This window comes from Serratia sp. OLAL2 (assembly GCF_002752475.1).
In the GTDB taxonomy this organism is placed as follows: Bacteria; Pseudomonadota; Gammaproteobacteria; order Enterobacterales; family Enterobacteriaceae; genus Serratia; species Serratia bockelmannii.
The window spans coordinates 377,894-399,524 of record NZ_MSTL01000019.1 but is presented as its reverse complement, the minus strand read 5'-3'; the positions used below and the strand labels follow the sequence as shown (position 1 = coordinate 399,524).

The window sequence follows — 21,631 nt, the reverse complement described above, 5'->3', positions numbered from 1 at the left end:
GAAGAACGGCCATGAAGCTTAAACTAAAATTGCTTTCGATACTGACCGCATCTGTATTCATTCCGTTAAATAAAGCCTCGGCGATGAAATTCGACACTTCTCTATTGGCCGGCGCGTCCAGCGAATCCGACCTGTCGCGTTTTTACCTCAATAATGACATGCCGGCAGGCACGCAAACGGTCGACGTGTATGTCAACCAGAGTTGGAAAGGGCGGTTCTCGTTGCAGTTCGGCGAACATAAAGGCGATATTCGCATCGCCCATCGTGACGCCGCCCTGTTGGGCATCGATATGAGTAGTTTGTCCATCGGGGGGGACAAGGAACCGATCCCCGTCCAAACGTTGGTGCAAGGAGGAAGGGCCGACTTCGACGTGGGGACGTTGAGCCTTAAACTGACGGTGCCTCAGTCGCGAGTGATTCGCGCAGAGGCCGGCTATGTTGACGCCAAATTTTGGGATCGCGGCGTGCCTGCGCTGCTGCTGGCCTATAACGCCACCTATTACCACGTGCAGTCGTTGCAGGGCGACAAGGCGTCAAACGACGATTTCTATACCGGTTTGGAATCGGGGATCAATCTGGCGGGTTGGCAATTCAGAGACAGCAGCAATTTCCGCAGCAGTTCGCGACAGGGTAGCGATTGGCAGAATAATACTCGCTATGTGCAGCGTGGCTTCGCCGCCATCAAATCGAACCTGACGATGGGCGATTTCTATTCGCCGGGGGACTTGTTCGACTCGATTCGGGTGCGGGGCGGCGCTTTAGCCTCGGATATCAACATGCGGCCCAATTCGCAGCAGGGTTTTTCGCCGATAGTACGGGGCGTGGCGCAGAGCAATGCCCTGGTGAAAGTATTGCAAAACGGCAACCTCATCTATCAGGAGAACGTGCCGCCGGGCTCCTTTACGCTGGATAACATATTGCCGACTGGCTCTGCGGGGGATCTGTTGGTCGTGGTCAAGGAAGCCGACGGGCGGGAACAATCCTTTACCGTACCGTTTTCCGCCGTTCCCAACATGTTGAAGCAGGGTGTCAGCAAATACGGCCTGGTGGCCGGTAAGGTCAATCAGGCGGATACCGACTATGCGCCTGCTTTCGCGCAGGGCACGCTGCAGTATGGCTTCAATAACCTGGTCACCGGTTACGTCGGTACGATCCTCAGCGAGGACTATCGCGCCTGGCTGCTGGGCAGTGGCTGGAATCTGCCGTTCGGCGCGGTATCCGTCGATGTGACTCAGGCCTCGACGCATTTGCAGGATCGCAATGAAAATGGGCAAAGTTTTCGGATCGCCTACAGCAAGTTTTTGGACGCTACCGCAACAAACTTCACGCTGGCGGCATACCGTTATTCGACCAAAGGTTATTACAGCTTTAACGATGCCATATATACCCATCAAGGTTACCGCGAGCGTGACAAGCGTTTTCACGATTATTGGAACGATCGGGATGACGATGAGCTTGCCCCGTTGGATTTGAATACCTGGGACGCCGTTCGCGCCGCTCGTCCACGCAATACCTTCAATTTGAACCTGAACCAGAGGCTCGCAGACGGGTGGGGCACGCTCTATTTCTCCGGCACCCAACGCGATTATTGGTCGGATACGAATAAAAGCCGGGAATACCAGCTCGGGTATTCAAACGCCTTCTCGCGCGTCAGTTACAACATTTCCGCGAGTCGCGTGAGAAATTCCGATCGCAAAGAAGAGACGCGGTTTTATCTCTCTCTGAGCGTGCCGCTGTCGATGTTCGACAACAATGCCTATCTCAGCACCAGCTTATCCGCCACCGATTCGCACTATCAGCAAAGCTCGCTGAGCCTGAGCGGCAATGCGCTGGAATCAAACCGTCTGAGTTATGCGCTTGCCGGCAGCAATCAAAGCGGCGGCAACAGCATGGCGAGCGTGAATGCCGCCTATCGCGCCAACGCGACGACTGTCGGCGGCTCCTACAGTGAATCATCAGACTATCGACAATTGGGCATGAGCGCCCGCGGCAGCCTGGTGGCGATCCCTTGGCATTTGCTAGCGTCCAACGAAATGGGCAACACCATGATGGTGGTGGACGCGCCCAAGGCCAAAGGGCTGATGGTGAACGGCGACGAGAGCATCGTCACTAACGACGAAGGGCTGGCTTTGGTGCCTTACGCCACGCCTTACCGGCAAAACTCCGTGACATTGTCGGATACCGGCAACAGCTCCGGCGCCGAGATCGTCGGCAATATCGCCAACAGTGTGCCCTATGCCGGCGCCGTCAACTATTTGAGATTTGAAACCGATCGGCGTCGGCCTTATACGCTGCGCGCCTTTAAGCGCGGCAATAAACCCCTGCCATTTGGTGCGGAGGTGGCGGATCAAAGTGGGAATGCCATTGGCTTCGTCGGGCAGGCCAGCGTCCTGTATCTACGGGTTGAACAGCAGCCAACGTCGCTGGAAGTCAGGCTGAATGACGGTGTCTGCAAGATTGAACGCCCGAAAATATCGATGGACAGCGTAGCCAACACATGTCGATAAAGGATAATTACACCATGCTCAGGATACTCGCACTGACGCTGTCCCTATTGTTCAGCGGTTACAGTTACGCTTCATGCTACGGCAATGGCATCCAATATGCGCCGCCGATCTACGTCGATTTGTCGGATAAGCTCAGCGATAAGACACCGGTCTGGGAAGGCAGTTTTTATACGCAATACAGCGGTTCATTTAGCTGTTCAACCTCGAGCAGCGAATTCGGCTATACGCGTATCCTGTCAACCGACAGCACGAAGGCGACCATTCTGGGATTCAACAGCGGTAAATATTGGATACGCGCGGAAATAACCAACGACATCGCCAACAAAAAGCTTAGCGGTTGGGGATCGCACTCCGCTTCGGAATTGAATCAGCCGATGAATATCCGTTTCAGTCTGGTCAGCAAGACGGGCACATCGATACCCGGCGACACGGTTAGCCTTAAGGACGTGATGTTCGTGACCGATCTGAGCGGGATGTCTTTGCTGGAGATCATTTTGTGGCCCGCCAAGCAGTTGGTGAAGATCTTGACCTGGCTGCTCAACGGCTTCAATTGGCCTTACGATCAGCGCGACATGTACGGACAGCCGATGACCATCAAGTATGCGCCCAAGATGACGACCTGCACTTTCGACAATGCCGGCCTGGCAGTGAAGTTGCCGACGTTGGGGATATCGCAGATTACTCAGGGGGCGCAAAATGGCCTGACGCCCTTTACACTGAATTTCAGCTGTCAGAATCGGCAAAGCGGCGGCACGGCCGATCGGGATATCAATATGTTTTTATCCAGCAATAATCTGTTGGCTTCAGATAATACGGTTTTGATAGATAAAAGCCCTGAGGCGGCAAAAGGCATTGGCATCCGGCTGGTCAAGACGGCTTCGCCTAATAATCCCGTCACGCTGTCGCTTTCCAGCGTGGCACCAGGTGCGGCGACTTCATTATTTCATGTGGTAACCGGTAATGCCTTGGATGCGCAATTTTCCATCGGCATGGCGGCCTATTATTATCCTTACAGCCCCACCACAATGAGCAGTGGGGGAATTAATACATCGGCCACGCTTAACATTATATATAAATGATTCTTTTGTTATTTTTAATAATAAAAAACAGGTTGCCACATATAAGAAAAATCTTAACATGGTAATTGGTGGCGAATATTATTTACTTGAATAATATTGGTGTTTAATCCGGATCTCTATGTTGAGGATGAATTGTATGACGGAACAAATCCAGATCGGTGTCAAAGTGGAAAAATCGCTAAAAGATGAGGTTGATGTCATTCTTCGCGGTTTGGATATTAAGCCGACGACGGCGATAAATGGGCTTTATCAATATATTTCACAGCATGGAGAGCTCCCTTTTGTCATATCAACCAGCGTGAAAACACCGAAGGATATCGCCGGCGGGTTGTTCAAAAGCCTGTTTTCCTTACAAAGCACGCTCAGCGTTTTCTTGGATAAAGTGCAAATGAAGCGGTGTGTCAGCAGGGAGGAAGTATTGATTGTGCTCGATATACTGCGCGATTTTATCGTTGCTTTTCGCCAAAGCGCGCAATATCTCGGCGCTTCACCTTTCGGGCGGCGTGTAGTTTGGAAGGATGCCGTATGCGCCGTCGAGAGTATTCATGAAATTCTAGATAATAACGTAAAATACAGTGAAGATGGCATTATGAATTTGGATGAAAAATATCTTTCATCGCTGTCTGCATTGCTGATCTCATTATGTTCTTCACTTAAGTAAGTCGAACCAATAAAGTTAATTGGCATGACTGCCATGGGGGCGTTGTTAAAAACGCGCCCATGACAAATAGCAATGGGGTGATCCTGTGCGAGTGGCTATATTTTCTGATGATTACTATTTATTCTATGGCATATCGCAGATCTTGAAGTCGTTGGAGGGCGTTGAAGTTATTGGTCTGCATTCATCTGCACGTCGTGGATTACATGCCATGTCTTGTCATGCAGAAGTGGTCATCGTCTCTTTCTCGTCTATCTGTCGGGTTATGAATTTCTTATCGCATATTATCGACAGGCCTGACAATACGATCGTCTTAACCGGCGTGGAAACGCCGCGCCTGGCGAATTTTAACTGTCTGAAAAAAAACATCGGTCTTACGACGTTCGTTGAGGCGATAAAAATGTTCACCGCGAGCTGCAAAGGGCAGAGCCTGTCGCCGCGCGAGCTTTCGGTGTTGGCCATGCTGCTGGCGGGAAAACCGAATACCGGCGTCGCTAAGGCGTTGGGTATTTCCGAGAAAACCGTCAGCCAGCATAAAATGAACGCCATGCGTAAGCTGGAGATTCAACGTTTTCATCAGTTCATTTTGGCAGCGGATGAGCGAGTGTAATCGCTATTCCACAGGCGGGTGCGTTGGCCCGCAGGGAGAGCATCTGCTCACCCATGATCGGCCGGGCGTTCGAAAATATGCGCACCGGCACCCTGTTGGCCCCAAATATCGTTTGGGTTGCGCAGCGGGCAGTCGGCGAGGGACAGGCAGCCGCAGCCGATACAGCTGTCGAGATGATCGCGCAGCACCGTCAGCCGCTGTATGCGTTCATCCAGCGTTTTGCGCCAGGAGGAGGACAAAATTCCCCATTGTTCGGCGGTTAGCTTGCTGCCGGTGGGAAAACGCCCCAGCGTTGCGCGGATCTCCTCCAGCGGAATGCCCGCGCTTTGCGCGATCTTGATCACCGCGATGTAGCGCAACACCACCGGCGTGTAGCGGCGCTGGTTACCGGCGTTGCGCATCGCCTGAATTAGCCCCTTGCTTTCGTAAAAGTGCAGTGCGGATACCGCCACGCCGCTGCGTTTCGCCACTTCCCCAACGGTCAATAGCCGATTGGCGTCAATCGGTTCATTTCTTGCCATTTTGTCTTCCTCAACTTGACCTCAAGTTAACCTGAGGTTTTATAGTGCAGCCAGCCGGGCTTGGCAACCGGTATCTCTCGTCACCTCCCTGCGCTACGTCGGGGGAAGGATGGCTTTGGCTGTAAAATCAGGAAGAAACCGTTACATGATGAAACGATACCTCATTATTGCCGCGCTGCTGGCGGCACTCGCCGCCGCCGCCGTTGCGATGCGTTCCACCGCGCGACAAAGCGAAGGCGCGCCGGCCTATCCGCCGGTTAAAGTGGCGCTGGCGCCCGCCCTGCGTGAGCAGGCGGCACGCAGTTATGCCGGCGTGGGCGAGCTGGAGGCGGCCAGCCAGGTGGAAGTGGCGGCAGAGACCAGCGGCCGCATCACGCGCATTCTGTTCGAATCCGGCCAAACGGTGCGGCAGGGGCAACTGCTGGTGCAGCTTAACGATGCGGTTGAACAGGCTGAGCTGGTGCGCCTGCAGGCGCAATTGCGCAATGCCGATCTCTTGCTGGCGCGCATGCGCAAGCTGATGAACCTCAACGCTACCGCGCGGCAACAGCTGGACGACGCGCTGGCCGAGCGGGATATGGCGTTCGGTGCGGTGCAGGAAACGCAGGCCAAAATTGCGCAAAAGGCGGTCCGAGCGCCGTTCTCCGGCACCATCGGCATTCGCCGCGTGCATGAAGGGCAATACCTCAACGCCGCCGAGGCGGTGGCGAACCTGGTGGACGCCGATACGCTGCGCGTCAATTTCTCGCTGGACGAACAAAGCAGCGCCGGGCTGGCGTTGGGGCAGGCGGTGTCGGTGCTGGTTGGGGCGTATCCCGATCGCGCTTTCCCCGCCGTCATTACCGCTATCGACCCGATGATCGGCAAATCCCGCACCGTGCAGGTACAGGCGACGTTGAGCAACCGTGAGGGATTGCTGAAGGCGGGCATGTACGCGGGCATTCGCGTCACGCAGCGGCAACGCGTGGCGGTGCTGACGGTGCCGGAAACGGCACTGACCTATACGGCGTACGGCGATACCGTGTTTCTGGCGCAGCAGGGTGAAAAGGGCATGACGGTCAAGCGCGCCTCGGTCACCGTGGGTGAGCGCAACGACGGGCGCGTCGAGATAGTCAGCGGCCTGCAGGAAGGCGATCGGGTGGTGACTTCGGGCCAGCTCAAGCTGAGCGACGGCATGGCGGCCGAGCCGGTGGCGCAGGATACCCTGAACGCCGCCCCGGCCGGTTCCTGAGGAGAGACCGATGACATTTACCGATCTGTTCGTGCGCCGGCCGGTGCTGGCGCTGGTGGTCAGCACCCTGATCCTGCTGTTCGGCGCGCTGGCGCTCAGCAAACTGCCGATCCGCCAATATCCGCTGCTGGAAAACTCTACCATTACCATCAGCACCGACTATCCCGGCGCGTCGTCCGAGCTGATGCAAGGCTTTGTCACGCAGCCAATCGCCCAGGCGGTGTCGTCCGTCGAGGGCGTTGACTACCTTTCTTCCTCGTCGGTTCAGGGGCGCAGCGTGGTGACGGTGCGTATGGCGCTGAACCGCGACTCTACCCAGGCGCTGACCGAAGTGATGGCCAAGGTCAACCAGGTGCGCTACAAGCTGCCGGAGCAGGCTTACGATCCGGTGATTGAGCGGTCCGCGGGTGAAGCTACTGCCGTGGCCTATGTCGGTTTCTCCAGTAAAACGCTGTCCACACCGGCGCTGAGCGAATACCTGACGCGGGTGGTGGAGCCGATGTTCACCACCATCGACGGCGTCGCCAAGGTGGAAGTGTTTGGCGGGCAAAAAATGGCGATGCGCCTGTGGCTGGACAGCGATCGGCTGGCCGGCCGCGGCCTGACTGCCGCCGACGTGGCCGACGCGGTGCGGCGCAACAACTACCAGGCGGCGCCGGGCAAGGTAAAAGGGCAGTACGTGGTTGCCAACGTGCGGGTGAATACCGATCTCACCAGCGTGGAAGAGTTCCGCAATCTGGTGGTGCGCAACGACGGCAACGGCCTGGTGCGCTTGAAAGACGTTGGCACCGTGGAGCTAGGTGCCGCGGCCACCGAAACCAGCGCCCTGATGGATGGCGAACCAGCGGTGTTCCTCGGCGTCTTCCCTACGCCGACCGGCAACCCGCTTGTGATCGTCGACGGCATTCGTCACCTGATGCCGGCGATCGACAAGATGCAGCCGCCGGGCGTGAAGATGGCGCTGGCGTTCGAGACCGCGCGCTTTATTCAGGCCTCGATCGATGAAGTGGTGCATACCCTGCTCGAAGCGCTGGCGATCGTGGTGGCGGTGATCTATCTGTGTCTGGGGTCGCTGCGCACCGTGTTGATCCCGGTGGTGACCATTCCGCTGTCGATCCTTGGCGCTGCAGGGCTGATGCTGGCCTTCGGCTTCAGCGTCAATTTGCTGACGCTGCTGGCGATGGTTCTGGCGATCGGTTTGGTGGTGGACGACGCCATTGTGGTGGTGGAGAACGTACATCGCCATATCGAAGAGGGGAAAACGCCGCTGGCGGCGGCGATGATCGGCGCACGCGAGGTGGCGGGGCCGGTGATCGCCATGACGCTGACGCTGGCGGCGGTCTATGCGCCGATCGGCCTGATGGGCGGGCTGACCGGCGCGCTGTTTCGCGAGTTCGCGCTGACGCTGGCCGGGGCGGTGGTGGTGTCCGGCGTGGTGGCGCTGACGCTGTCGCCGGTGATGAGCTCGCTCCTGCTGCCGGCCAAACAGAGCGAAGGGCGCGTGGCGCACGCCGCCGAGTGGTTCTTCGGCGGCCTGACGCGGCGTTATGCGCGCGCGCTGGACTTCTCGCTGCACCACCGTTGGTTGACTGGGACGCTGGCGCTGTTGGTGATGATCAGCCTGCCGCTGTTGTACCTGATGCCGCAGCGCGAGCTGGCGCCGACCGAGGATCAGGCCATCGTACTGACCGCCATCAAGGCGCCGCAGCACGCCAACCTGAACTATGTCGAACGCTTTGCTTACAAGCTGGATGAGGTCTACAACCGCATGCCGGAAACCGAAAGCCGCTGGATCATCAACGGCAGCGACGGCACGGCGTCCGGCATTGGCGGTATCAACCTGACGCTGTGGCAGGCGCGCCAGCGCTCGGCGTCGGTGGTGCAGGCCGATCTGCAACGGGCGGTGAACGATGTCGAAGGCACCAGCATTTTCGCCTTCCAACTGCCCGCCTTGCCGGGTTCCACCGGAGGGCTGCCGGTGCAGATGGTGCTGCGCACGCCGCAGGACTACCCGCAGCTGTACCGCACCCTGGAAGAGGTGAAGCAGAACGCCAGAAACAGCGGCCTATTTATGGTGGTGGACAGCGATTTGGACTACAACAACCCGCTGGCGGAGGTGCATATCGATCGCGCCAAGGCCAACAGCCTGGGGATCCGCATGAGCGACATCGGCGAATCGCTGGCGGTGCTGGTGGGGGAGAACTACCTCAATCGCTTCGGCATGGACGGGCGCGCCTATGACGTGATCCCGCAAAGTCTGCGCGAACAGCGGCTGACGCCGCAGGCGCTGGCGCGGCAGTACGTCCGCACCCAGGACAATACGCTGGTGCCGCTCTCCACCGTAGTATCGGTGGCCGTTAAGGTCGAACCGAACAAGCTGACTCAGTTTAACCAGCAGAACGCCGCCACCCTGCAGGCCATTCCCGCCCCCGGCGTTTCGATGGGCGAAGCGGTGGCCTTCCTCGAACGGCAGGCGAATGCGTTGCCGGCCGACTTTAGCCATGACTGGCAGGGGGATTCGCGCCAATATACCCAGGAAGGCAGCGCGCTGGCGTTCGCGTTCCTGGCGGCGTTGGTGATCATTTACCTGGTACTGGCGGCGCAGTACGAGAGCCTGAAGGATCCGCTGATTATCCTCATCACCGTGCCGCTGTCGATCTGCGGCGCCTTGCTGCCGCTGGCGTTGGGTTACGCCACGATGAATATCTATACCCAGGTCGGGCTGGTGACCCTGATCGGGCTGATTAGCAAGCACGGTATTTTGATGGTGGAGTTCGCCAACGAACTGCAGATGCATCAGGGGCTGACGCGGCGCGACGCGATTTTGCAGGCGGCGCAAATTCGCCTGCGGCCGGTGCTGATGACCACCGGGGCGATGGTGTTCGGTTTGATCCCGCTGCTGTTCGCCAGCGGCGCCGGTGCCGCCAGCCGCTTCGGGCTGGGGCTGGTGATCGTCTCCGGCATGCTGGTGGGCACGCTGTTTACCCTGTTCGTGCTGCCGACGGTGTACACGCTGTTGGCGCGCGATCATGCGGTGGCGTCGCCCCGGCAGCGTGAGTTGGCCGCCGCGCAAAAGGCGCTGACGGAATAAACCGCCGGCGCCCGTATGAAAAATAAACCCGCCTCGGCGGGTTTTTTCGTCAGTTTTTGCAGCCCATCAACTCCGGCAGGACGCCGGGCTTGCTCTTCAGCGAAGCCTGCACGTCGTCCGGCAGACCGGCCCAGATGATCAGGCCGGTACGCTTCTCGATCTCGTCCACCGTCACGCGGAACTGGCAGAAATCGGCGCCCTTCGGCGTGTTCTGATCGAACAGGAAGGCGGCATAGTGGTTCACCGCCGGGCTGTTGTTGATGAAAATCACCTTCCAGTAGGCGCTGGGGATGGTATGCGCTTTCTGGGTGCCCGGCAGTTTGCCCATATCGCGTTCATACAGCGGCCCGGTCACGGTATAGACCGAGGAGATATCGGCGCGATCGATCAGCTTGCGTTCCTGATCTTCCAGCCGCGCCCAGGCGCCCTGGTTAAGATCGGACTTTTGCGGCGTGATGTTGGACAGGTAGTTCAGCGATTCCCAGTCGGAAACGCCCGCCAGCGAAGCCAGCGGCGCCTGATGACCGCGATCGACCTTCAGCGCCGCATTGGCGCCGGTGTAATCGGCGGGCGCTAACGTGTCCGCCGGGTTGAGCGCCGGATCGGTTTTCCAGTTGCGCGTCTTGCCGCTGGCCGGCGTGTCTTTGGTGATGTGATAAGCCACCCAGTTGGCGAACTTGGTGGTACTGTTGTTGTTCAACGTATAAGCATGACGCACGATAGACACGTTGCTGCTGCCACCAGTCGGGCAGCCGACCGCGCAGTTGTCGATGGATTCGAGCGTGTCGGCCGACGCCTGAGCGGCGAACAGCAGGGCGGCCAGGGCCAACATCTTGTTGTTAAAGCGCATATTCATATCCTCAATAAGTTAAAAATTACTGTATATATTTACAGTAAAATAAACTTATCGCAGTGAAACGAATACAACAATGCAACATATTCATGTTGTGAATGTGTCAGTCATGGTACAGCCAAGCCGCACGTGCAATGCGGCAGAAATGAAAACGGCGTCCAACAGACGCCGTTTCAAAGGGGGGAGGATTACTCCAGCAGGTCGTTGACCGTGCGGCGAACGTAATGCGTCATCTGCGCCAGATCGTCCGGTGATACCGGGCCGCCGCCGGCGCGCACCACCTGCTGTTCGATCTGCGCGATTTCCTGCTCGACCTTGTTGGCGATCTGTACTTTGACTATCTTGTCCACCGAAGACAGCAGCACCTTCAAGACGACTTTCAGCGCGATGTTTTCGCAGAACGAGTCGTAGAGATGAACCGGCGGCGGCGGGGCCGGAGCCGGCTCGGGCGCGCGCGGAGCCAGAGCCTTGAAGCTGTCTACATTTTCAATAATAAGATCCATGTCTCTTATTAGTTCATCAAAATCTTTAGACACTGACTTATTCCCTTCGCTGTGCGCAAAAAACAGAACGCCCGTCCTCGGGCTGAAAGCGGATGAGCGACGGGCAGAACGAATTCGGGCCTGGCCTTCAGACGCTGAATGGCCGGGGGAGGGGCATTCTAACCTTGCGGCGGGTTGGCAACAAGATGGGGCCGTGCGAATGCGCGGCCCTTTGGATCACGGGGGCTGGAGGGTGCTTAACTTTTCAGCTTGGCGGTGATTTTAGCCACGTGTTCGCCCTGATAACGGGCAATGGTCAGCTCTTCGTTACTCGGCTGCCGCGAACCGTCGGCGCCGGCGATGGTGGTGGCGCCATACGGAGTGCCGCCTCGCACCTGCGAAACGTCAAACAGCTCCTGCGTCGCATAGCCGATCGGTACGATGATGAAACCGTGGTGCGCCAGCGTGGTCCAGGTCGAACTGATGGTGTGTTCCTGGCCGCCGCCGGTGCCGGTGGAGGAGAAGACGCTGCCTACCTTGCCGTACAGCGCGCCGGAAGCCCACAGCCCGCCGGTTTGATCGAGGAAGGTGCGCATTTGCCCGGCCATATTGCCGAAGCGGGTTGGCGTGCCGAAGATAATGCCGTCATAGTCCGCCAGTTCTTGCGGGCTGGCGACCGGCGCCTGCTGGTGTTGCTTGCCCCCGGCTTTGGCGAAGGCCTCCGGCGTCATGGTTTCCGGCACGCGTTTAATCGTCACGTCCACGTCGTTGACACGGTTCGCCCCTTCAGCCACCGCCTGCGCCAGGCGTTCGATGTGGCCGTACATTGAGTAATAAAGCACCAACAGTTTCGTCATGTTTCGTACTCCCGCTCAGATGATTAACAAAAACCCCTGATAAGCATAGAAGCGAATGACGAACTTGGCGTCGTGGCGTTACCTGATGCCGGCGATCGCCAACAGGGCGCCAAAGACAATCAGCAGCCCGCCAAAGGTGCGGTCGATGCCGCGGCGTAAACGCAAAAAGCGCGCATTGACGCCAGGCGCGGAAAACAGCAACGCAACGGCAGCGAACCAGAACACATGGACGGCGGCAATAAAGAGGCCATAGCCAATTTGTACACCGAGCGGGGTGTGCGGAGAGACGACCTGCATGAATAGGCTGACGATGAAAATGGTGGTTTTCGGGTTTAACGCGTTGGTGAAAAAGCCGGTTTTCAGCGCGCCGAAATCGCTGATGGCGGCCGGCGCGGTGCTGGGCGTGGCATCCTGATGCGCCGCGTTGCGCAGCAGCGTAAAGCCGAGATAGATCAGATAAGCGGCGCCGATGCCTTTGAGCAGGTTAAACAACCAGGGCGATTGTTGAATCAACACGCCGACGCCAATCAGCGTATAGCTGACATGAACCAGTACGCCGGCGCCGATGCCACAGGCGGTCAATATGCCGGCGCGGCGTGAGAGCAGCAGACTGTTGCGCGAGACCATGGCGAAGTCCGGCCCTGGGCTTATCACGGCGAGTAAAGTAATGGTGACGACAGCGATGAGTTCAGTCATAGTTATCCTTGCGATGTTTAACAATAGAGTGACTGATTTATAAGAGTAATTTTTCTCGGTGACAAACGATGAATAGTGACAATATCGGTGAGAAAAACTCACGCAAAACCGGCAGGCCGTTGCCGTTGGGCGGACTGCGCTGCTTCGAGGCCGCCGCGCGGCTGGAAAGTTTTACGCAGGCGGCGCAGGGGCTGAATTTGACGCATGGCGCCGTCAGCCGGGCGGTGCGGGCGCTGGAAGAGGAACTGGGCGTGGCGTTGTTTGAGCGCCGCCATCGGCGGGTACTGCTCACGGCGGCGGGGCGCAAGCTGTTTCAGGCGACGCAGCAGGCCTTCGGCATTCTGGATCATACCGCGCTGGAACTGCGTCAGCAGGCGCTCGACGCGCCGCTGGTCTTGTCCTGTGAACCGACCTTATTGATGCGTTGGCTGATCCCGCGTCTGCCGGCTTTTCAGCAGGCGCATCCGGACATCAACTTACAGCTGGTGGCCGGTGGCGGGCCGTTTTCGTTCCATGACGGCATTACGGCGGCGATCAGGCGCAATGACTTCGATTGGGGAAAGGAGGTGCATAGCCTGGCGCTGTTCAGTGAAAAGGTTGGGCCGGTGTGCCAACCCGGGGCATTGGCAAGGATGACGATCGCTGAGGGCAGCCTGCTGAGTTTGCGGCCCGGCGCGAAGCTGCTGCATGCCGCCACCCGGCCGGATGCCTGGTGGCATTGGGCGCAGCAACAGGGGATGGCCTTGGTGGGGCATCCAGAGCAGCGCTTTGATCATTTCTATTTCAGCCTGCAGGCGGCGGTCGCCGGTCTTGGCATTGCGATGGGCCCGTGGCTGCAAGTGCGAGACGATCTGGCCGCCGGCTTGTTGAGCGCGCCGTTCGGTTTTATGCCCGACGGCAGCGGCTATTACCTGCTGTCGCCGCAGCCGATCGTGCCCGGCAGCGCGCTGGCTCGGCTGGCCGAGTGGTTGAGGCTCACGGCAGACGCCTGAGTTTTTGCGCCAGCCGCTGTTCCTGCCAGCGGCTGAAGACGTTACGAAGCAGCAGAGTGCGCACCGCCCGCATGACCAGCGCGAGGCTCATGCCGCCGATCGCCCACAGCGACCAGAGATAGTGCGGATGGGTAAAGACGTTGACAGCGAGCAATATCGCACCGATGACGGCGAAACGCACCGCCATGCTCAGCAGTTTGCCTTCTGCCGCGACCTGGCGACGAAGACGTTGTTCGTCAGGCGTCTCCTCCCCCATTGTCGTCTGTTGCGGCTGTGCGTTGAGATTGCTGACCTGCACGCCCAGCGCGGCGGCGATCGCGGTCAAGGTTTCCAGGCTGGCCTGTTCGCCGTTTTCAATCCGCTGTACGGTGCGGGTGCTGAGGCCGGCGATGGTCGCCAGCTGCTCCTGCGACCAGCCTTTTTCCAGACGTAATGGCCTGATGCGATACTTTTGCATGGTGCACTCCTGAGTTCGCTGTCACTGTCATTCAGTGTAGGGCGGGCGGGGTAGCTGCGCCACGACAGCGGCACGACAGCGACACGACACCCGCCGCCGGCGCGGGCTGGCGAGCAGTCAGAAGGCGACGTTGCGGATAAAGCGCAGCGGGAGATCGCCGTGGTTGGCGTAGGCGTAGCGTTGATCGCTGTTGAAGGTTTGTGCGGTGCCCGCGCTGAGCGTCAGCGTGCCTTGTTCCAACTCCAGCGTCAGGGTACCGGCAATCACGTAGATCATTTCATTCCAGCCTTCCGCGTCCGGCGCAGAGTCATAGCGCTCGCCCGGCATCAGCGTCCATTCCCACAGCTCGGCCCGTTGGCGCGCCGGCACGCTGGCGGCGAACAGCGCCTGGCTGCCCGGTTGCGCGCCTTGCCAGGCCAGTTCCCCCACCAGATGGTCGCCGCGCGCTTCCGGCGCCTGGATCAGATCGGTGAACGAAATCTTCAGGGCAGCGGCGATCTTGTCGAGCACCGCCAGGCTGACGTTGCGATCGCCGGCCTCGATGCCCGCCAGCATGCGGCGGCTGACGCCGGAAAGTTCGGCCAGCGCCATCTGGCTCAGGCCCGCCTGTTGGCGGTAGCCGCGCAGATTGCTGCTCAGGTACTGCAGCACCTTGGGGGGATCGGTTTTCGCGTTATGCGCCGTATTGCTCATCGCCGGACTTTATCTCATACTGGCAGGATCTGTGCATTATATTGCACTCAGCAGGAAGGGCAAGCCGGTGTCAGCAGCAAAAAAATCCTTTATTTCCGCCGTGGTTCCGCAAATCACGTTGCCGGAAGCGGTGTTGATTTTCATCACCATGATCTGGGGCGGCACCTTTTTGGCGGTGCATCACGCGATGCAAGTCAGCGGGCCGTTCTTTTTCGTCGGTCTGCGTTTCGCCACCGCCACGCTGGCGTTGACGCTGTTTTCGCTGCGCGTGCTGCGCGACCTGACCCTGTATGAACTGAAGGCGGGCGTACTGATCGGGCTGGCGATCATGTTCGGCTACAGCATGCAAACCGTCGGTCTGCAGACGATTACCAGCAGCCAATCGGCGTTCATCACCGCCATGTACGTGCCGATCGTGCCGCTATTGCAATGGCTGGTACTGGGGCGGTTCCCCGGCATCATGTCGTGGATCGGTATTCTGCTGGCCTTTACCGGCCTGATGCTGCTGGCGGCACCGAGCAGCACGGACATGACGCTGAGCCTTGGCGAAATGCTGACGCTGGCCGGCACGCTGGGCATGGCGGCAGAGATCATTCTGATCGGTGCCTTTGCCGGCAAGGTGAATATCCGCCGGGTGACCATTGTGCAGCTGGCGACCGCCTCACTGGCCTCCTTTTTGATGATGGCGCCGACCGGCGAGTCGCCGCCGCCGTATTCGGATTACCTGCTGTACAGCGCCATTGGGCTGGGGCTGGCCAGCGCCTTGATTCAGCTGACTATGAACTGGGCGCAGCGCAGCGTTTCGCCGACGCGGGCCACGGTGATTTACGCCGGCGAACCGGTCTGGGCGGGCATTGTCGGGCGGCTCGCCGGTGAACGTTTACCGGGCGTGGCGTTGTTGGGGGGCGCGTTGATCGTGATTGGGGTGGTAGTCAGCGAGCTGCGCATACGGCGCAAGGGGAAAGCAGCGGTGGCGACGGAAGCGGATTAGCGCAGAGGCGTAGAAAGAAAGGGGCGGAGAGATCCGCCCCTTTTTGCATCACGCGGTTTTCTTCTTGCGCAGGAACACGTAAGACAGGCCGAGCACGATGAACCACAGCGGGGTGACGATCAGTGCCTGGCGGGTGTCTTCGCGCAGCGACAGCAGCACCAGCACGAACACGAAGAACGCCATGCATACCCAGCACATCAGCTTGCCGGCAGGCATCTTGTAGATCGATTTCTGGTGCAGCGCCGGGCGCTGTTTGCGGTAAACCAGATACGAGCACAGGATGATGGTCCAGACGAACATGAACAGAATCGCCGATACGGTGGTCACCAGGGTGAAGACCGTCATCACGTTCGGGATCAGGTAAATCAGCACCACGCCGCCCAGCAGGCAGATGCAGGAGAAGGTGAGGCCGTTGGCCGGCACCGCGCGCTTGGACAGGTTGGCGAACGATTTCGGCGCGTCGCCTTCCTGCGCCAGCCCGAACAGCATGCGGCTGGTGGAGAACACCCCACTGTTGGCGGAGGAGGCGGCGGAGGTTAGCACCACGAAGTTGATCACGCTGGCCGCGGCCGGCAGGCCAATCAGCACGAACAGTTCAACGAACGGGCTCTTGTCCGGCACCACGGAGTTCCACGGCGTCACCGACATGATGACGATCAGAGCGAACACGTAGAACATGATGATGCGGATCGGAATCGAGTTGATGGCGCGCGGCAATGACTTCTCCGGATCCTTGGTTTCCGCGGCGGTAGTGCCCACCAGCTCAATGCCGACGAAGGCGAATACTGCGATCTGGAAGCCGGCGAAGAAACCGCTGATGCCTTTCGGGAACATGCCGCCGTCATTCCACAGATGGGTGAATGAGGCCACGGTGCCGGTCGGCGATTGGAACTGCATGGCGATCATCACCAGCCCGGCGACGATCAGCCCGACGATGGCGACGATTTTGATCATCGCAAACCAAAACTCCATTTCGCCGAACATTTTCACCGTCGCCAGATTAAGGCCGAGCAGCAACAGCACGCACAGCAGTGAAGCAATCCACTGTGACAGTCCGGGGAACCAGAACTGGGCGTAGGCGGTGATCGCCACAACGTCGGCGATGCCGGTGACCACCCAGCAGAACCAGTAGGTCCAGCCAGTGAAGAAACCCGCCCACGGGCCGAGCAGATCCGCGGCGAAATCGCTGAACGATTTGTATTCCAGGTTAGACAGCAGCAGCTCACCCATGGCGCGCATCACGAAGAACAGCATAAAGCCGATGATCATGTACACGAAGATGATCGAAGGGCCGGCCAGGCTGATGGTTTTACCGGAGCCCATAAACAGACCGGTGCCGATGGCGCCGCCGATGGCGATCAGTTGAATATGTCGGTTAGTAAGGTTTCGCCGTAGATGATCTTCTGAAGCGGGCGTCGCGTCAGTCGCTATTTTAGAGTGATCTACCATCTGATGATGTCCTGTTTTACCTGTCATTAGTGAAGTCGTGAGCTCTGAAGTGGCTCTTTTTTATACATTTATCCGGTTGGTCCGGCTTTAGTAAGGTAGTGCAATAACGCCACCTTTGTGCAACATGTTTACAACATTTATACGTGGGATAAAAGTCGATCAATCTTTACACGGAGGAGGCAAATCGGACGTTCAGGGAGCGGAAGATTACTCTTCAAAAGGTGGGATTAACAGACCTTATGCGGCTTATCTCGTTGATTAAACAAAGAGTTGTAAAACTCGCATGAGAAAAAGTAATGAGTGGAAGCGTTTGACAGCGGCACTGGCGAGGAGGACAATTTATCGCGTTGGGTCGTTAGCTCAGTCGGTAGAGCAGTTGACTCTTAATCAATTGGTCACAGGTTCGAACCCTGTACGACCCACCAACCAAATCAGCGTGTTACGCACAGACTTTTCTCTGTTTTTTCCCTCATGGCGCCGTTTTAAGCGCGCATTCTGCAAAAAAATTCGCATTTTTCGACTGATGTTCAGAAAGGTGATCTGGCGCAAACTGCGATGTTGCACCGTACTTTATACGGCAAGGGAGGCTGTGCGCTGGCGCAACGTCGGCGCAGGGATGGGGCATTTGCCCAAGAATCTTTCAGGTCAAGAAGCGGGGAATAAATGCGCGGCCGACATCAAGAGGAGTGCCCAAACGGCGGCTGAGAGCGCGGCGGTGGCATAGACGTGCCTCGCCGGCAGTTGCAGCATGCCGGCCATCAGCGGCATGGTGTAGCGCATCACCGCCAGGAAACGCGAGGCGAACAGCAGCGGTAGCCCGCGCTTTTGCAAGGAACGTTGCGCTTTGTGCAGCGGAGTGTGAAAGCGTGCCGGCAGCCGGCGGCCAAGATCGTGGCGGCACAGCAGCGTGCCGCCGTGGAACGACAAGATCGATCCCAACGTGGCGCCGAGGGCGATGGCCGCCCAAACGGCACCGAGGGGCAGCGTGTGTTTGCCTGCAAGGATGCCTACCAGCAGCGTCACCGAGGCGGGCGGCAAGGCGGAAGACACCACGATCACGGATTTTCCCAGCGCGAACAGGAAAATCAGCAGCAGCAACATCTCCGGTTCCGGGCTGTATTTAGCGATAATGTGCGTCAATTCATCCATTTAATACCTGCGGGGGAGAGGGCTGAGTGCCAGTGTCCCATCCGCAGGTTCAATAATGGCTAAATAACGCGCCGCTATCCGGCAATCTCTGCGTCTTGCTTGCTCACGTCGGCGCGCCGGTTTCTGAGCGCCCACAACAGCGTGGCGCACAGCAGTGAAAAGGCGGCCAGCACCAGCGGCCCGGCATGCGGGCTGTGAAAACGCTGTTCCGCCTCCGTGCGGATCAGCGGGGCTAAGAAGCTGAATGCGGCGCCGAGCGTGGTGCAAAAACCGATGCCGGCCGCCAGCGCCGGGCCGGTGAGCACCTGCGCGGGAAACGTCCAGAAAATCGGCTGTACCGCCAGGAAACTGACTGCGCAGCAGCTCAGGGCGACGATAGCGAGCAGAGGGCCGGCATAGGAAGAAACGACCAACCCCAGCGCTGCCGCGACCATGCACCCCACGGCGATCGGTAATCTTCTGGCGGTTTTTCTGTCGGCATAGCGCGGCAGGAAATAGACGCCCAGCGCGGAGAACGCCCAGGGAATGGCGGCCACCAGCGAGGCCTTGAAACCGAGATGGGTGCCCATCAGCGAGGCGACCTGCGACGGCAGGAAAAACATCAGGCCGTACACGCCGATTTGCAGGGTGCCGTAGATCAACGCCAGATGCCAAACGGTGCCGCTTCTCATTGCCGCTTTGACGCTGCTGGTTTCGGTCTGCTGCTGTTCGTCAGCCAACTGTGTGACCAATGCCGTGCGTTCTTCCTCGGTCAAAAAGCGAGCCTGCCGAGGGTTATCGTCGAGATAGAAAAAGGCGAAGACGCCGAGGGCGACGGCCGGCAGCCCTTCCAGCACGAACATCCAGAACCAGCCGGGTTTACCCAACACGCCGTGCATCTCCAGCAATGCCCCCGACAGCGGTGAGCCGAGCGTCAGGGCCGCCGGCACGCCGAGCACGAAAATGCCAATGACCGAGGCGCGCACCTTATTGGGAAAATAGATCGACGCCAGCAACAGGATGCCAGGGTAAAAGCCGGCTTCGGCGATCCCCAGCAGAAACCGCAGGATGATAAATTGCTGTTCGTTGGTCACCAGCCCGGTACAGGCCGACAGCGCCCCCATAGTGCGGTGGTGGCGCTAAGCCAGCGTTTGGCGCCCCAGCGGTTCATCAGCAGATTGGCCGGGATGCCGAACAGCGCATAGGCGGCAAAAAATATCCCGGCGCCCAATGCGAAGGCGGATTGCGACAGCGCGATGTCGATAGCCATCGCGTCCTTGGCAAAGCCGACGTTAACCCTGTCGATAAACGCGATGAAGTACATGGCGAACATTAAGGGCACCAGTCTGCGCCAGGTTTTGCGGATGGCGGCGTTGAGCGCTGGAACGGCATAGGTGGCGTGATTCACTGGCGATAACCTCTCTTCTGAGAATGACAAGCGTCGGTCATAAGGACCGTCCTGGCGCCGTTGCCCTCAACACGACGGTCACAGCGGATTTTCTTCGTGAGATATAAAGGTCTAAAGGACTAATGGTCAGGCCTTTAAGGGCGAAAAAAATGCCGCGTATCGGGTCGGCAGGTTGATGCAGACATCACCATAGTGAATGGTGTGTTGCTTTTTTGTTAATCAAACGTTCACACAGGGCTATGGCGCGTTCAAGCGTTTTGATCGAGATCTGTGTGCGTTATCACCGAATTGGCAACCCGGTGATAGACCTGGAGTAGGGCGCTTTCATCTCGGGAGTGAGGACGATAAGGTGAAGCACGGCAAAACAGAATGCAGGAGCGCAACATGCTGAAGGTCATCGCTGAAGATTTTATCCATCCGGAACACATTGACACCGTTATGCCATGGTATCGCGAGCTGGTGGCGAAAACCCGTCAAGAGCCGCTGTGCATCAGTTATGAACTGTGCATCGACCAGCAGGATCCCGGGCACTTTATTTTTATCGAAAGCTGGCCGGACCGCGCCGCCCTGGACGTGCATTGTCAGACCGAGCATTTCACCCGGCTGGTGCCGCAGATCAATCAGTATCAGCGCAAGCCTTGCACCTTCTTGTTTATGCAGGTGTTTCCTGAAACAGGCGATAAATAGGCGAAAAAATCCCCGCAGGGGGCGGGGTTAATGGCTTCTCAACACTATCTTGTTGTGATTAAAAAATAGGCTGATAATGATTTTCATTCTCTAGGAATGCTCTTAAATTAATCAATCAGGTGAATGATTCGCCGTCTGCTTTTCGCTGGCGGTTTTAATGGCGCGCAGCATGCGGCGCCTTATCAACCCACTCACCAGGCGAATCGCATACCAGTAGGGGGTAAACCGCCGCCGGCTGGCGCTGTCGGGGCAGAAGATGCGCGTTTCCGTTACCAGGCGGCAGCGCCCGCCCTCCAGCGGGCTCGCGGCATACCCCAGCGCCAGTTTGGCAACGCCGGGCTGAGCGAAGGCGAGAAAGCCCGCCCCGTCAGCGACCTGCTCCAGACCGTATTCAGCCTGCCAAAAGCGGCCGATCAGGCCATAGACCAACGCGCTGTCATCTTGCTCAAGCAGGCAAAAGTTATGCAGGCCAAACGGCGGCGGGCTGGGCTTATCGCGTGGCATCAGCCGCGCGGGCAATTCGCGCAGCGCTATCATGCTGCGGAAGAAACGATCGTGCTTGGGATCGTAGGCGGCCACGGCCGCCAGGATCCGCGCCTGCGGCGCGGCGATGGCGATCGCATGCCGTTCCGAGAACTGGTATTGCCCAAGGTATTTATTCAGCAGCGTCATGCCTTGCATTCTCCCGCCATTCGCTTTGCAGCAGGGCAAAGCCGAATTCGTCGCCCCATGCGCCTTTGAAAAACACGTTTTGCCGCCAATAGGCCTCGCGGCGAAAACCCAACTTGCCGAACAGCGTGGCGGCGCCAAGATTACGCGTGTCCACCACCGCAGTAATACGGTGCTTCGCCAACGGCCCGAACAGCAGAGCGATGACGGCGCTCAGCGCCTCGCGCGCCAGCCCTTGCCGCTGGTGGCTGGGCGCGAAGGTCACGCCCAGTTCAGCCTGGCGCCCCTCATCGAAGAAATGCACCGCGACATCGCCGAGCAACGCGCCGTCCTCACGGCGCTCGACCGCCAGCTGGAACCAGCTGTCGTCACGGTTGAACGCGAGCTGCCGTTGCCGTTCGAAAAAGGCCTGCGCATCGGTGGCGCTGTAGTCGCTCCAGCTTTGATAGCGCGCCACGTCAGGGTGACTGCGGTAGGCGGTAAAGTGGGGCAGATCGTCGGCCGTGAACGGGCGCAGGATCAGTCTGGGGGTCTGCAGAGGCAAAAGGCGCATTATTTTTCCTTATCAGCGC

The 21,631-nt window shown here is 58.6% G+C and carries 20 protein-coding genes, 1 tRNA gene and 1 pseudogene; 10 read left to right on the top strand and 12 right to left on the bottom strand.

All coding sequences use genetic code 11. The features are described from left to right. Positions 1 to 11 precede the first annotated feature (11 nt). From BVU99_RS19320 to BVU99_RS19305, 4 genes are all read left to right on the top strand, one after another. On the top strand, positions 12 to 2,507 hold the full coding sequence (locus BVU99_RS19320; protein WP_099817383.1) for a fimbria/pilus outer membrane usher protein: 2,496 nt from the start codon (positions 12 to 14) through the stop codon (positions 2,505 to 2,507). 14 nt (positions 2,508 to 2,521) lie between these two features. Then, positions 2,522 to 3,586, top strand: a complete 1,065-nt coding sequence (locus tag BVU99_RS19315; protein ID WP_049295353.1) for a fimbrial protein — start codon at positions 2,522 to 2,524, stop codon at positions 3,584 to 3,586. 136 nt (positions 3,587 to 3,722) lie between these two features. Beyond that, positions 3,723 to 4,247, top strand: a complete 525-nt coding sequence (locus BVU99_RS19310; RefSeq protein ID WP_049204270.1) for a hypothetical protein — start codon at positions 3,723 to 3,725, stop codon at positions 4,245 to 4,247. A 91-nt stretch (positions 4,248 to 4,338) separates the two neighbouring features. Next, the gene (locus BVU99_RS19305; protein WP_197538605.1) at positions 4,339 to 4,854 is read left to right on the top strand and encodes a LuxR C-terminal-related transcriptional regulator; all 516 of its coding nucleotides are present in this window, start codon (positions 4,339 to 4,341) and stop codon (positions 4,852 to 4,854) included. Between the two features lie 47 nt (positions 4,855 to 4,901). Here the strand turns inward: BVU99_RS19305 and soxR are convergent, their stop codons facing one another. Beyond that, positions 4,902 to 5,375, bottom strand: a complete 474-nt coding sequence (gene soxR / locus BVU99_RS19300) for a redox-sensitive transcriptional activator SoxR (RefSeq protein ID WP_025302326.1) — start codon at positions 5,373 to 5,375, stop codon at positions 4,902 to 4,904. 145 nt (positions 5,376 to 5,520) lie between these two features. On the opposite strand from soxR, the gene BVU99_RS19295 reads away from it, so the two are divergent. Both BVU99_RS19295 and BVU99_RS19290 read left to right on the top strand, forming a co-directional pair. After that, on the top strand, positions 5,521 to 6,606 hold the full coding sequence (locus BVU99_RS19295; protein ID WP_099817382.1) for an efflux RND transporter periplasmic adaptor subunit: 1,086 nt from the start codon (positions 5,521 to 5,523) through the stop codon (positions 6,604 to 6,606). Between the two features lie 10 nt (positions 6,607 to 6,616). Then, the gene (locus BVU99_RS19290; RefSeq protein WP_049295354.1) at positions 6,617 to 9,697 is read left to right on the top strand and encodes a MexW/MexI family multidrug efflux RND transporter permease subunit; all 3,081 of its coding nucleotides are present in this window, start codon (positions 6,617 to 6,619) and stop codon (positions 9,695 to 9,697) included. Positions 9,698 to 9,746: 49 nt separating this feature from the next. Here the strand turns inward: BVU99_RS19290 and BVU99_RS19285 are convergent, their stop codons facing one another. The 4 genes from BVU99_RS19285 to BVU99_RS19270 all read right to left on the bottom strand — a co-directional run bounded on the left by BVU99_RS19285 (position 9,747) and on the right by BVU99_RS19270 (position 12,585). Next, a complete protein-coding gene (locus BVU99_RS19285) occupies positions 9,747 to 10,547 on the bottom strand; it encodes a DNA/RNA non-specific endonuclease (RefSeq protein WP_015377376.1) in 801 nt (266 codons plus the stop codon). A 191-nt stretch (positions 10,548 to 10,738) separates the two neighbouring features. Further along, positions 10,739 to 11,053, bottom strand: a complete 315-nt coding sequence (locus tag BVU99_RS19280; protein ID WP_099817381.1) for a hypothetical protein — start codon at positions 11,051 to 11,053, stop codon at positions 10,739 to 10,741. A gap of 236 nt (positions 11,054 to 11,289) precedes the next feature. After that, on the bottom strand, positions 11,290 to 11,889 hold the full coding sequence (gene wrbA / locus BVU99_RS19275; RefSeq protein ID WP_025302329.1) for an NAD(P)H:quinone oxidoreductase: 600 nt from the start codon (positions 11,887 to 11,889) through the stop codon (positions 11,290 to 11,292). A gap of 78 nt (positions 11,890 to 11,967) precedes the next feature. Then, positions 11,968 to 12,585 carry a LysE family translocator gene (locus BVU99_RS19270; protein ID WP_043141841.1) on the bottom strand — a complete coding sequence of 206 codons (618 nt, stop codon included), beginning with the start codon at positions 12,583 to 12,585 and terminating at the stop codon, positions 11,968 to 11,970. A 68-nt stretch (positions 12,586 to 12,653) separates the two neighbouring features. Here BVU99_RS19270 and BVU99_RS19265 point away from each other — a divergent pair, with 68 nt between their 5' ends. Next, positions 12,654 to 13,577 (top strand): LysR family transcriptional regulator, encoded by a 924-nt coding sequence (locus tag BVU99_RS19265; protein WP_043141837.1) that lies wholly within the window; start codon positions 12,654 to 12,656, stop codon positions 13,575 to 13,577. Here BVU99_RS19265 and BVU99_RS19260 read toward each other — a convergent pair. Both BVU99_RS19260 and BVU99_RS19255 read right to left on the bottom strand, forming a co-directional pair. Then, the gene (locus BVU99_RS19260; RefSeq protein WP_025302332.1) at positions 13,561 to 14,034 is read right to left on the bottom strand and encodes a helix-turn-helix domain-containing protein; all 474 of its coding nucleotides are present in this window, start codon (positions 14,032 to 14,034) and stop codon (positions 13,561 to 13,563) included. The genes BVU99_RS19265 and BVU99_RS19260 overlap by 17 nt on opposite strands. A 117-nt stretch (positions 14,035 to 14,151) precedes the next feature. Then, on the bottom strand, positions 14,152 to 14,727 hold the full coding sequence (locus BVU99_RS19255; RefSeq protein ID WP_089180753.1) for an XRE family transcriptional regulator: 576 nt from the start codon (positions 14,725 to 14,727) through the stop codon (positions 14,152 to 14,154). 67 nt (positions 14,728 to 14,794) lie between these two features. Here BVU99_RS19255 and BVU99_RS19250 point away from each other — a divergent pair, with 67 nt between their 5' ends. Next, the gene (locus tag BVU99_RS19250) at positions 14,795 to 15,718 is read left to right on the top strand and encodes a DMT family transporter (protein ID WP_099817380.1); all 924 of its coding nucleotides are present in this window, start codon (positions 14,795 to 14,797) and stop codon (positions 15,716 to 15,718) included. A gap of 48 nt (positions 15,719 to 15,766) precedes the next feature. Here BVU99_RS19250 and cycA read toward each other — a convergent pair whose 3' ends face one another. Continuing rightward, positions 15,767 to 17,167 (bottom strand): D-serine/D-alanine/glycine transporter, encoded by a 1,401-nt coding sequence (gene cycA, locus BVU99_RS19245; RefSeq protein WP_043141829.1) that lies wholly within the window; start codon positions 17,165 to 17,167, stop codon positions 15,767 to 15,769. Positions 17,168 to 17,516: 349 nt separating this feature from the next. Here cycA and BVU99_RS19240 point away from each other — a divergent pair. Beyond that, positions 17,517 to 17,592, top strand: a tRNA-Lys gene (locus BVU99_RS19240). A gap of 220 nt (positions 17,593 to 17,812) precedes the next feature. Here the strand turns inward: BVU99_RS19240 and BVU99_RS19235 are convergent. Then, positions 17,813 to 18,316 carry a VTT domain-containing protein gene (locus tag BVU99_RS19235; RefSeq protein ID WP_099817379.1) on the bottom strand — a complete coding sequence of 168 codons (504 nt, stop codon included), beginning with the start codon at positions 18,314 to 18,316 and terminating at the stop codon, positions 17,813 to 17,815. A gap of 74 nt (positions 18,317 to 18,390) precedes the next feature. Continuing rightward, positions 18,391 to 19,628 (bottom strand): annotated as a pseudogene (locus BVU99_RS19230) (MFS transporter). Positions 19,629 to 20,087: 459 nt separating this feature from the next. On the opposite strand from BVU99_RS19230, the gene BVU99_RS19225 reads away from it, so the two are divergent. Then, positions 20,088 to 20,390, top strand: a complete 303-nt coding sequence (locus BVU99_RS19225) for a putative quinol monooxygenase (protein ID WP_049204287.1) — start codon at positions 20,088 to 20,090, stop codon at positions 20,388 to 20,390. A gap of 111 nt (positions 20,391 to 20,501) precedes the next feature. Here BVU99_RS19225 and BVU99_RS19220 read toward each other — a convergent pair whose 3' ends face one another. Beyond that, positions 20,502 to 21,062 carry a hypothetical protein gene (locus tag BVU99_RS19220; RefSeq protein ID WP_099817378.1) on the bottom strand — a complete coding sequence of 187 codons (561 nt, stop codon included), beginning with the start codon at positions 21,060 to 21,062 and terminating at the stop codon, positions 20,502 to 20,504. Next, positions 21,046 to 21,612: a GNAT family protein gene (locus BVU99_RS19215; protein ID WP_043141821.1), complete on the bottom strand. Its 567-nt coding sequence runs from the start codon at positions 21,610 to 21,612 to the stop codon at positions 21,046 to 21,048. The genes BVU99_RS19220 and BVU99_RS19215 overlap by 17 nt, the downstream gene beginning before the upstream one ends. Positions 21,613 to 21,631 lie beyond the last annotated feature (19 nt).

Excerpts from the sequence above, each read along its gene's own strand:
- soxR (WP_025302326.1), bottom strand. The coding sequence starts at position 5,375 with ATGGCAAGAAATGAACCGATTGACGCCAATCGGCTATTGACCGTTGGG.
- cycA (WP_043141829.1), bottom strand. The coding sequence starts at position 17,167 with ATGGTAGATCACTCTAAAATAGCGACTGACGCGACGCCCGCTTCAGAA.
- BVU99_RS19235 (WP_099817379.1), bottom strand. The coding sequence starts at position 18,316 with ATGGATGAATTGACGCACATTATCGCTAAATACAGCCCGGAACCGGAG.
- wrbA (WP_025302329.1), bottom strand. The coding sequence starts at position 11,889 with ATGACGAAACTGTTGGTGCTTTATTACTCAATGTACGGCCACATCGAA.
- BVU99_RS19270 (WP_043141841.1), bottom strand. The coding sequence starts at position 12,585 with ATGACTGAACTCATCGCTGTCGTCACCATTACTTTACTCGCCGTGATA.
- BVU99_RS19260 (WP_025302332.1), bottom strand. The coding sequence starts at position 14,034 with ATGCAAAAGTATCGCATCAGGCCATTACGTCTGGAAAAAGGCTGGTCG.
- BVU99_RS19220 (WP_099817378.1), bottom strand. The coding sequence starts at position 21,062 with ATGACGCTGCTGAATAAATACCTTGGGCAATACCAGTTCTCGGAACGG.
- BVU99_RS19315 (WP_049295353.1), top strand. The coding sequence starts at position 2,522 with ATGCTCAGGATACTCGCACTGACGCTGTCCCTATTGTTCAGCGGTTAC.
- BVU99_RS19215 (WP_043141821.1), bottom strand. The coding sequence starts at position 21,612 with ATGCGCCTTTTGCCTCTGCAGACCCCCAGACTGATCCTGCGCCCGTTC.
- BVU99_RS19225 (WP_049204287.1), top strand. The coding sequence starts at position 20,088 with ATGCTGAAGGTCATCGCTGAAGATTTTATCCATCCGGAACACATTGAC.
- BVU99_RS19320 (WP_099817383.1), top strand. The coding sequence starts at position 12 with ATGAAGCTTAAACTAAAATTGCTTTCGATACTGACCGCATCTGTATTC.
- BVU99_RS19255 (WP_089180753.1), bottom strand. The coding sequence starts at position 14,727 with ATGAGCAATACGGCGCATAACGCGAAAACCGATCCCCCCAAGGTGCTG.
- BVU99_RS19280 (WP_099817381.1), bottom strand. The coding sequence starts at position 11,053 with ATGGATCTTATTATTGAAAATGTAGACAGCTTCAAGGCTCTGGCTCCG.
- BVU99_RS19295 (WP_099817382.1), top strand. The coding sequence starts at position 5,521 with ATGATGAAACGATACCTCATTATTGCCGCGCTGCTGGCGGCACTCGCC.
- BVU99_RS19265 (WP_043141837.1), top strand. The coding sequence starts at position 12,654 with ATGAATAGTGACAATATCGGTGAGAAAAACTCACGCAAAACCGGCAGG.
- BVU99_RS19310 (WP_049204270.1), top strand. The coding sequence starts at position 3,723 with ATGACGGAACAAATCCAGATCGGTGTCAAAGTGGAAAAATCGCTAAAA.
- BVU99_RS19290 (WP_049295354.1), top strand. The coding sequence starts at position 6,617 with ATGACATTTACCGATCTGTTCGTGCGCCGGCCGGTGCTGGCGCTGGTG.
- BVU99_RS19285 (WP_015377376.1), bottom strand. The coding sequence starts at position 10,547 with ATGCGCTTTAACAACAAGATGTTGGCCCTGGCCGCCCTGCTGTTCGCC.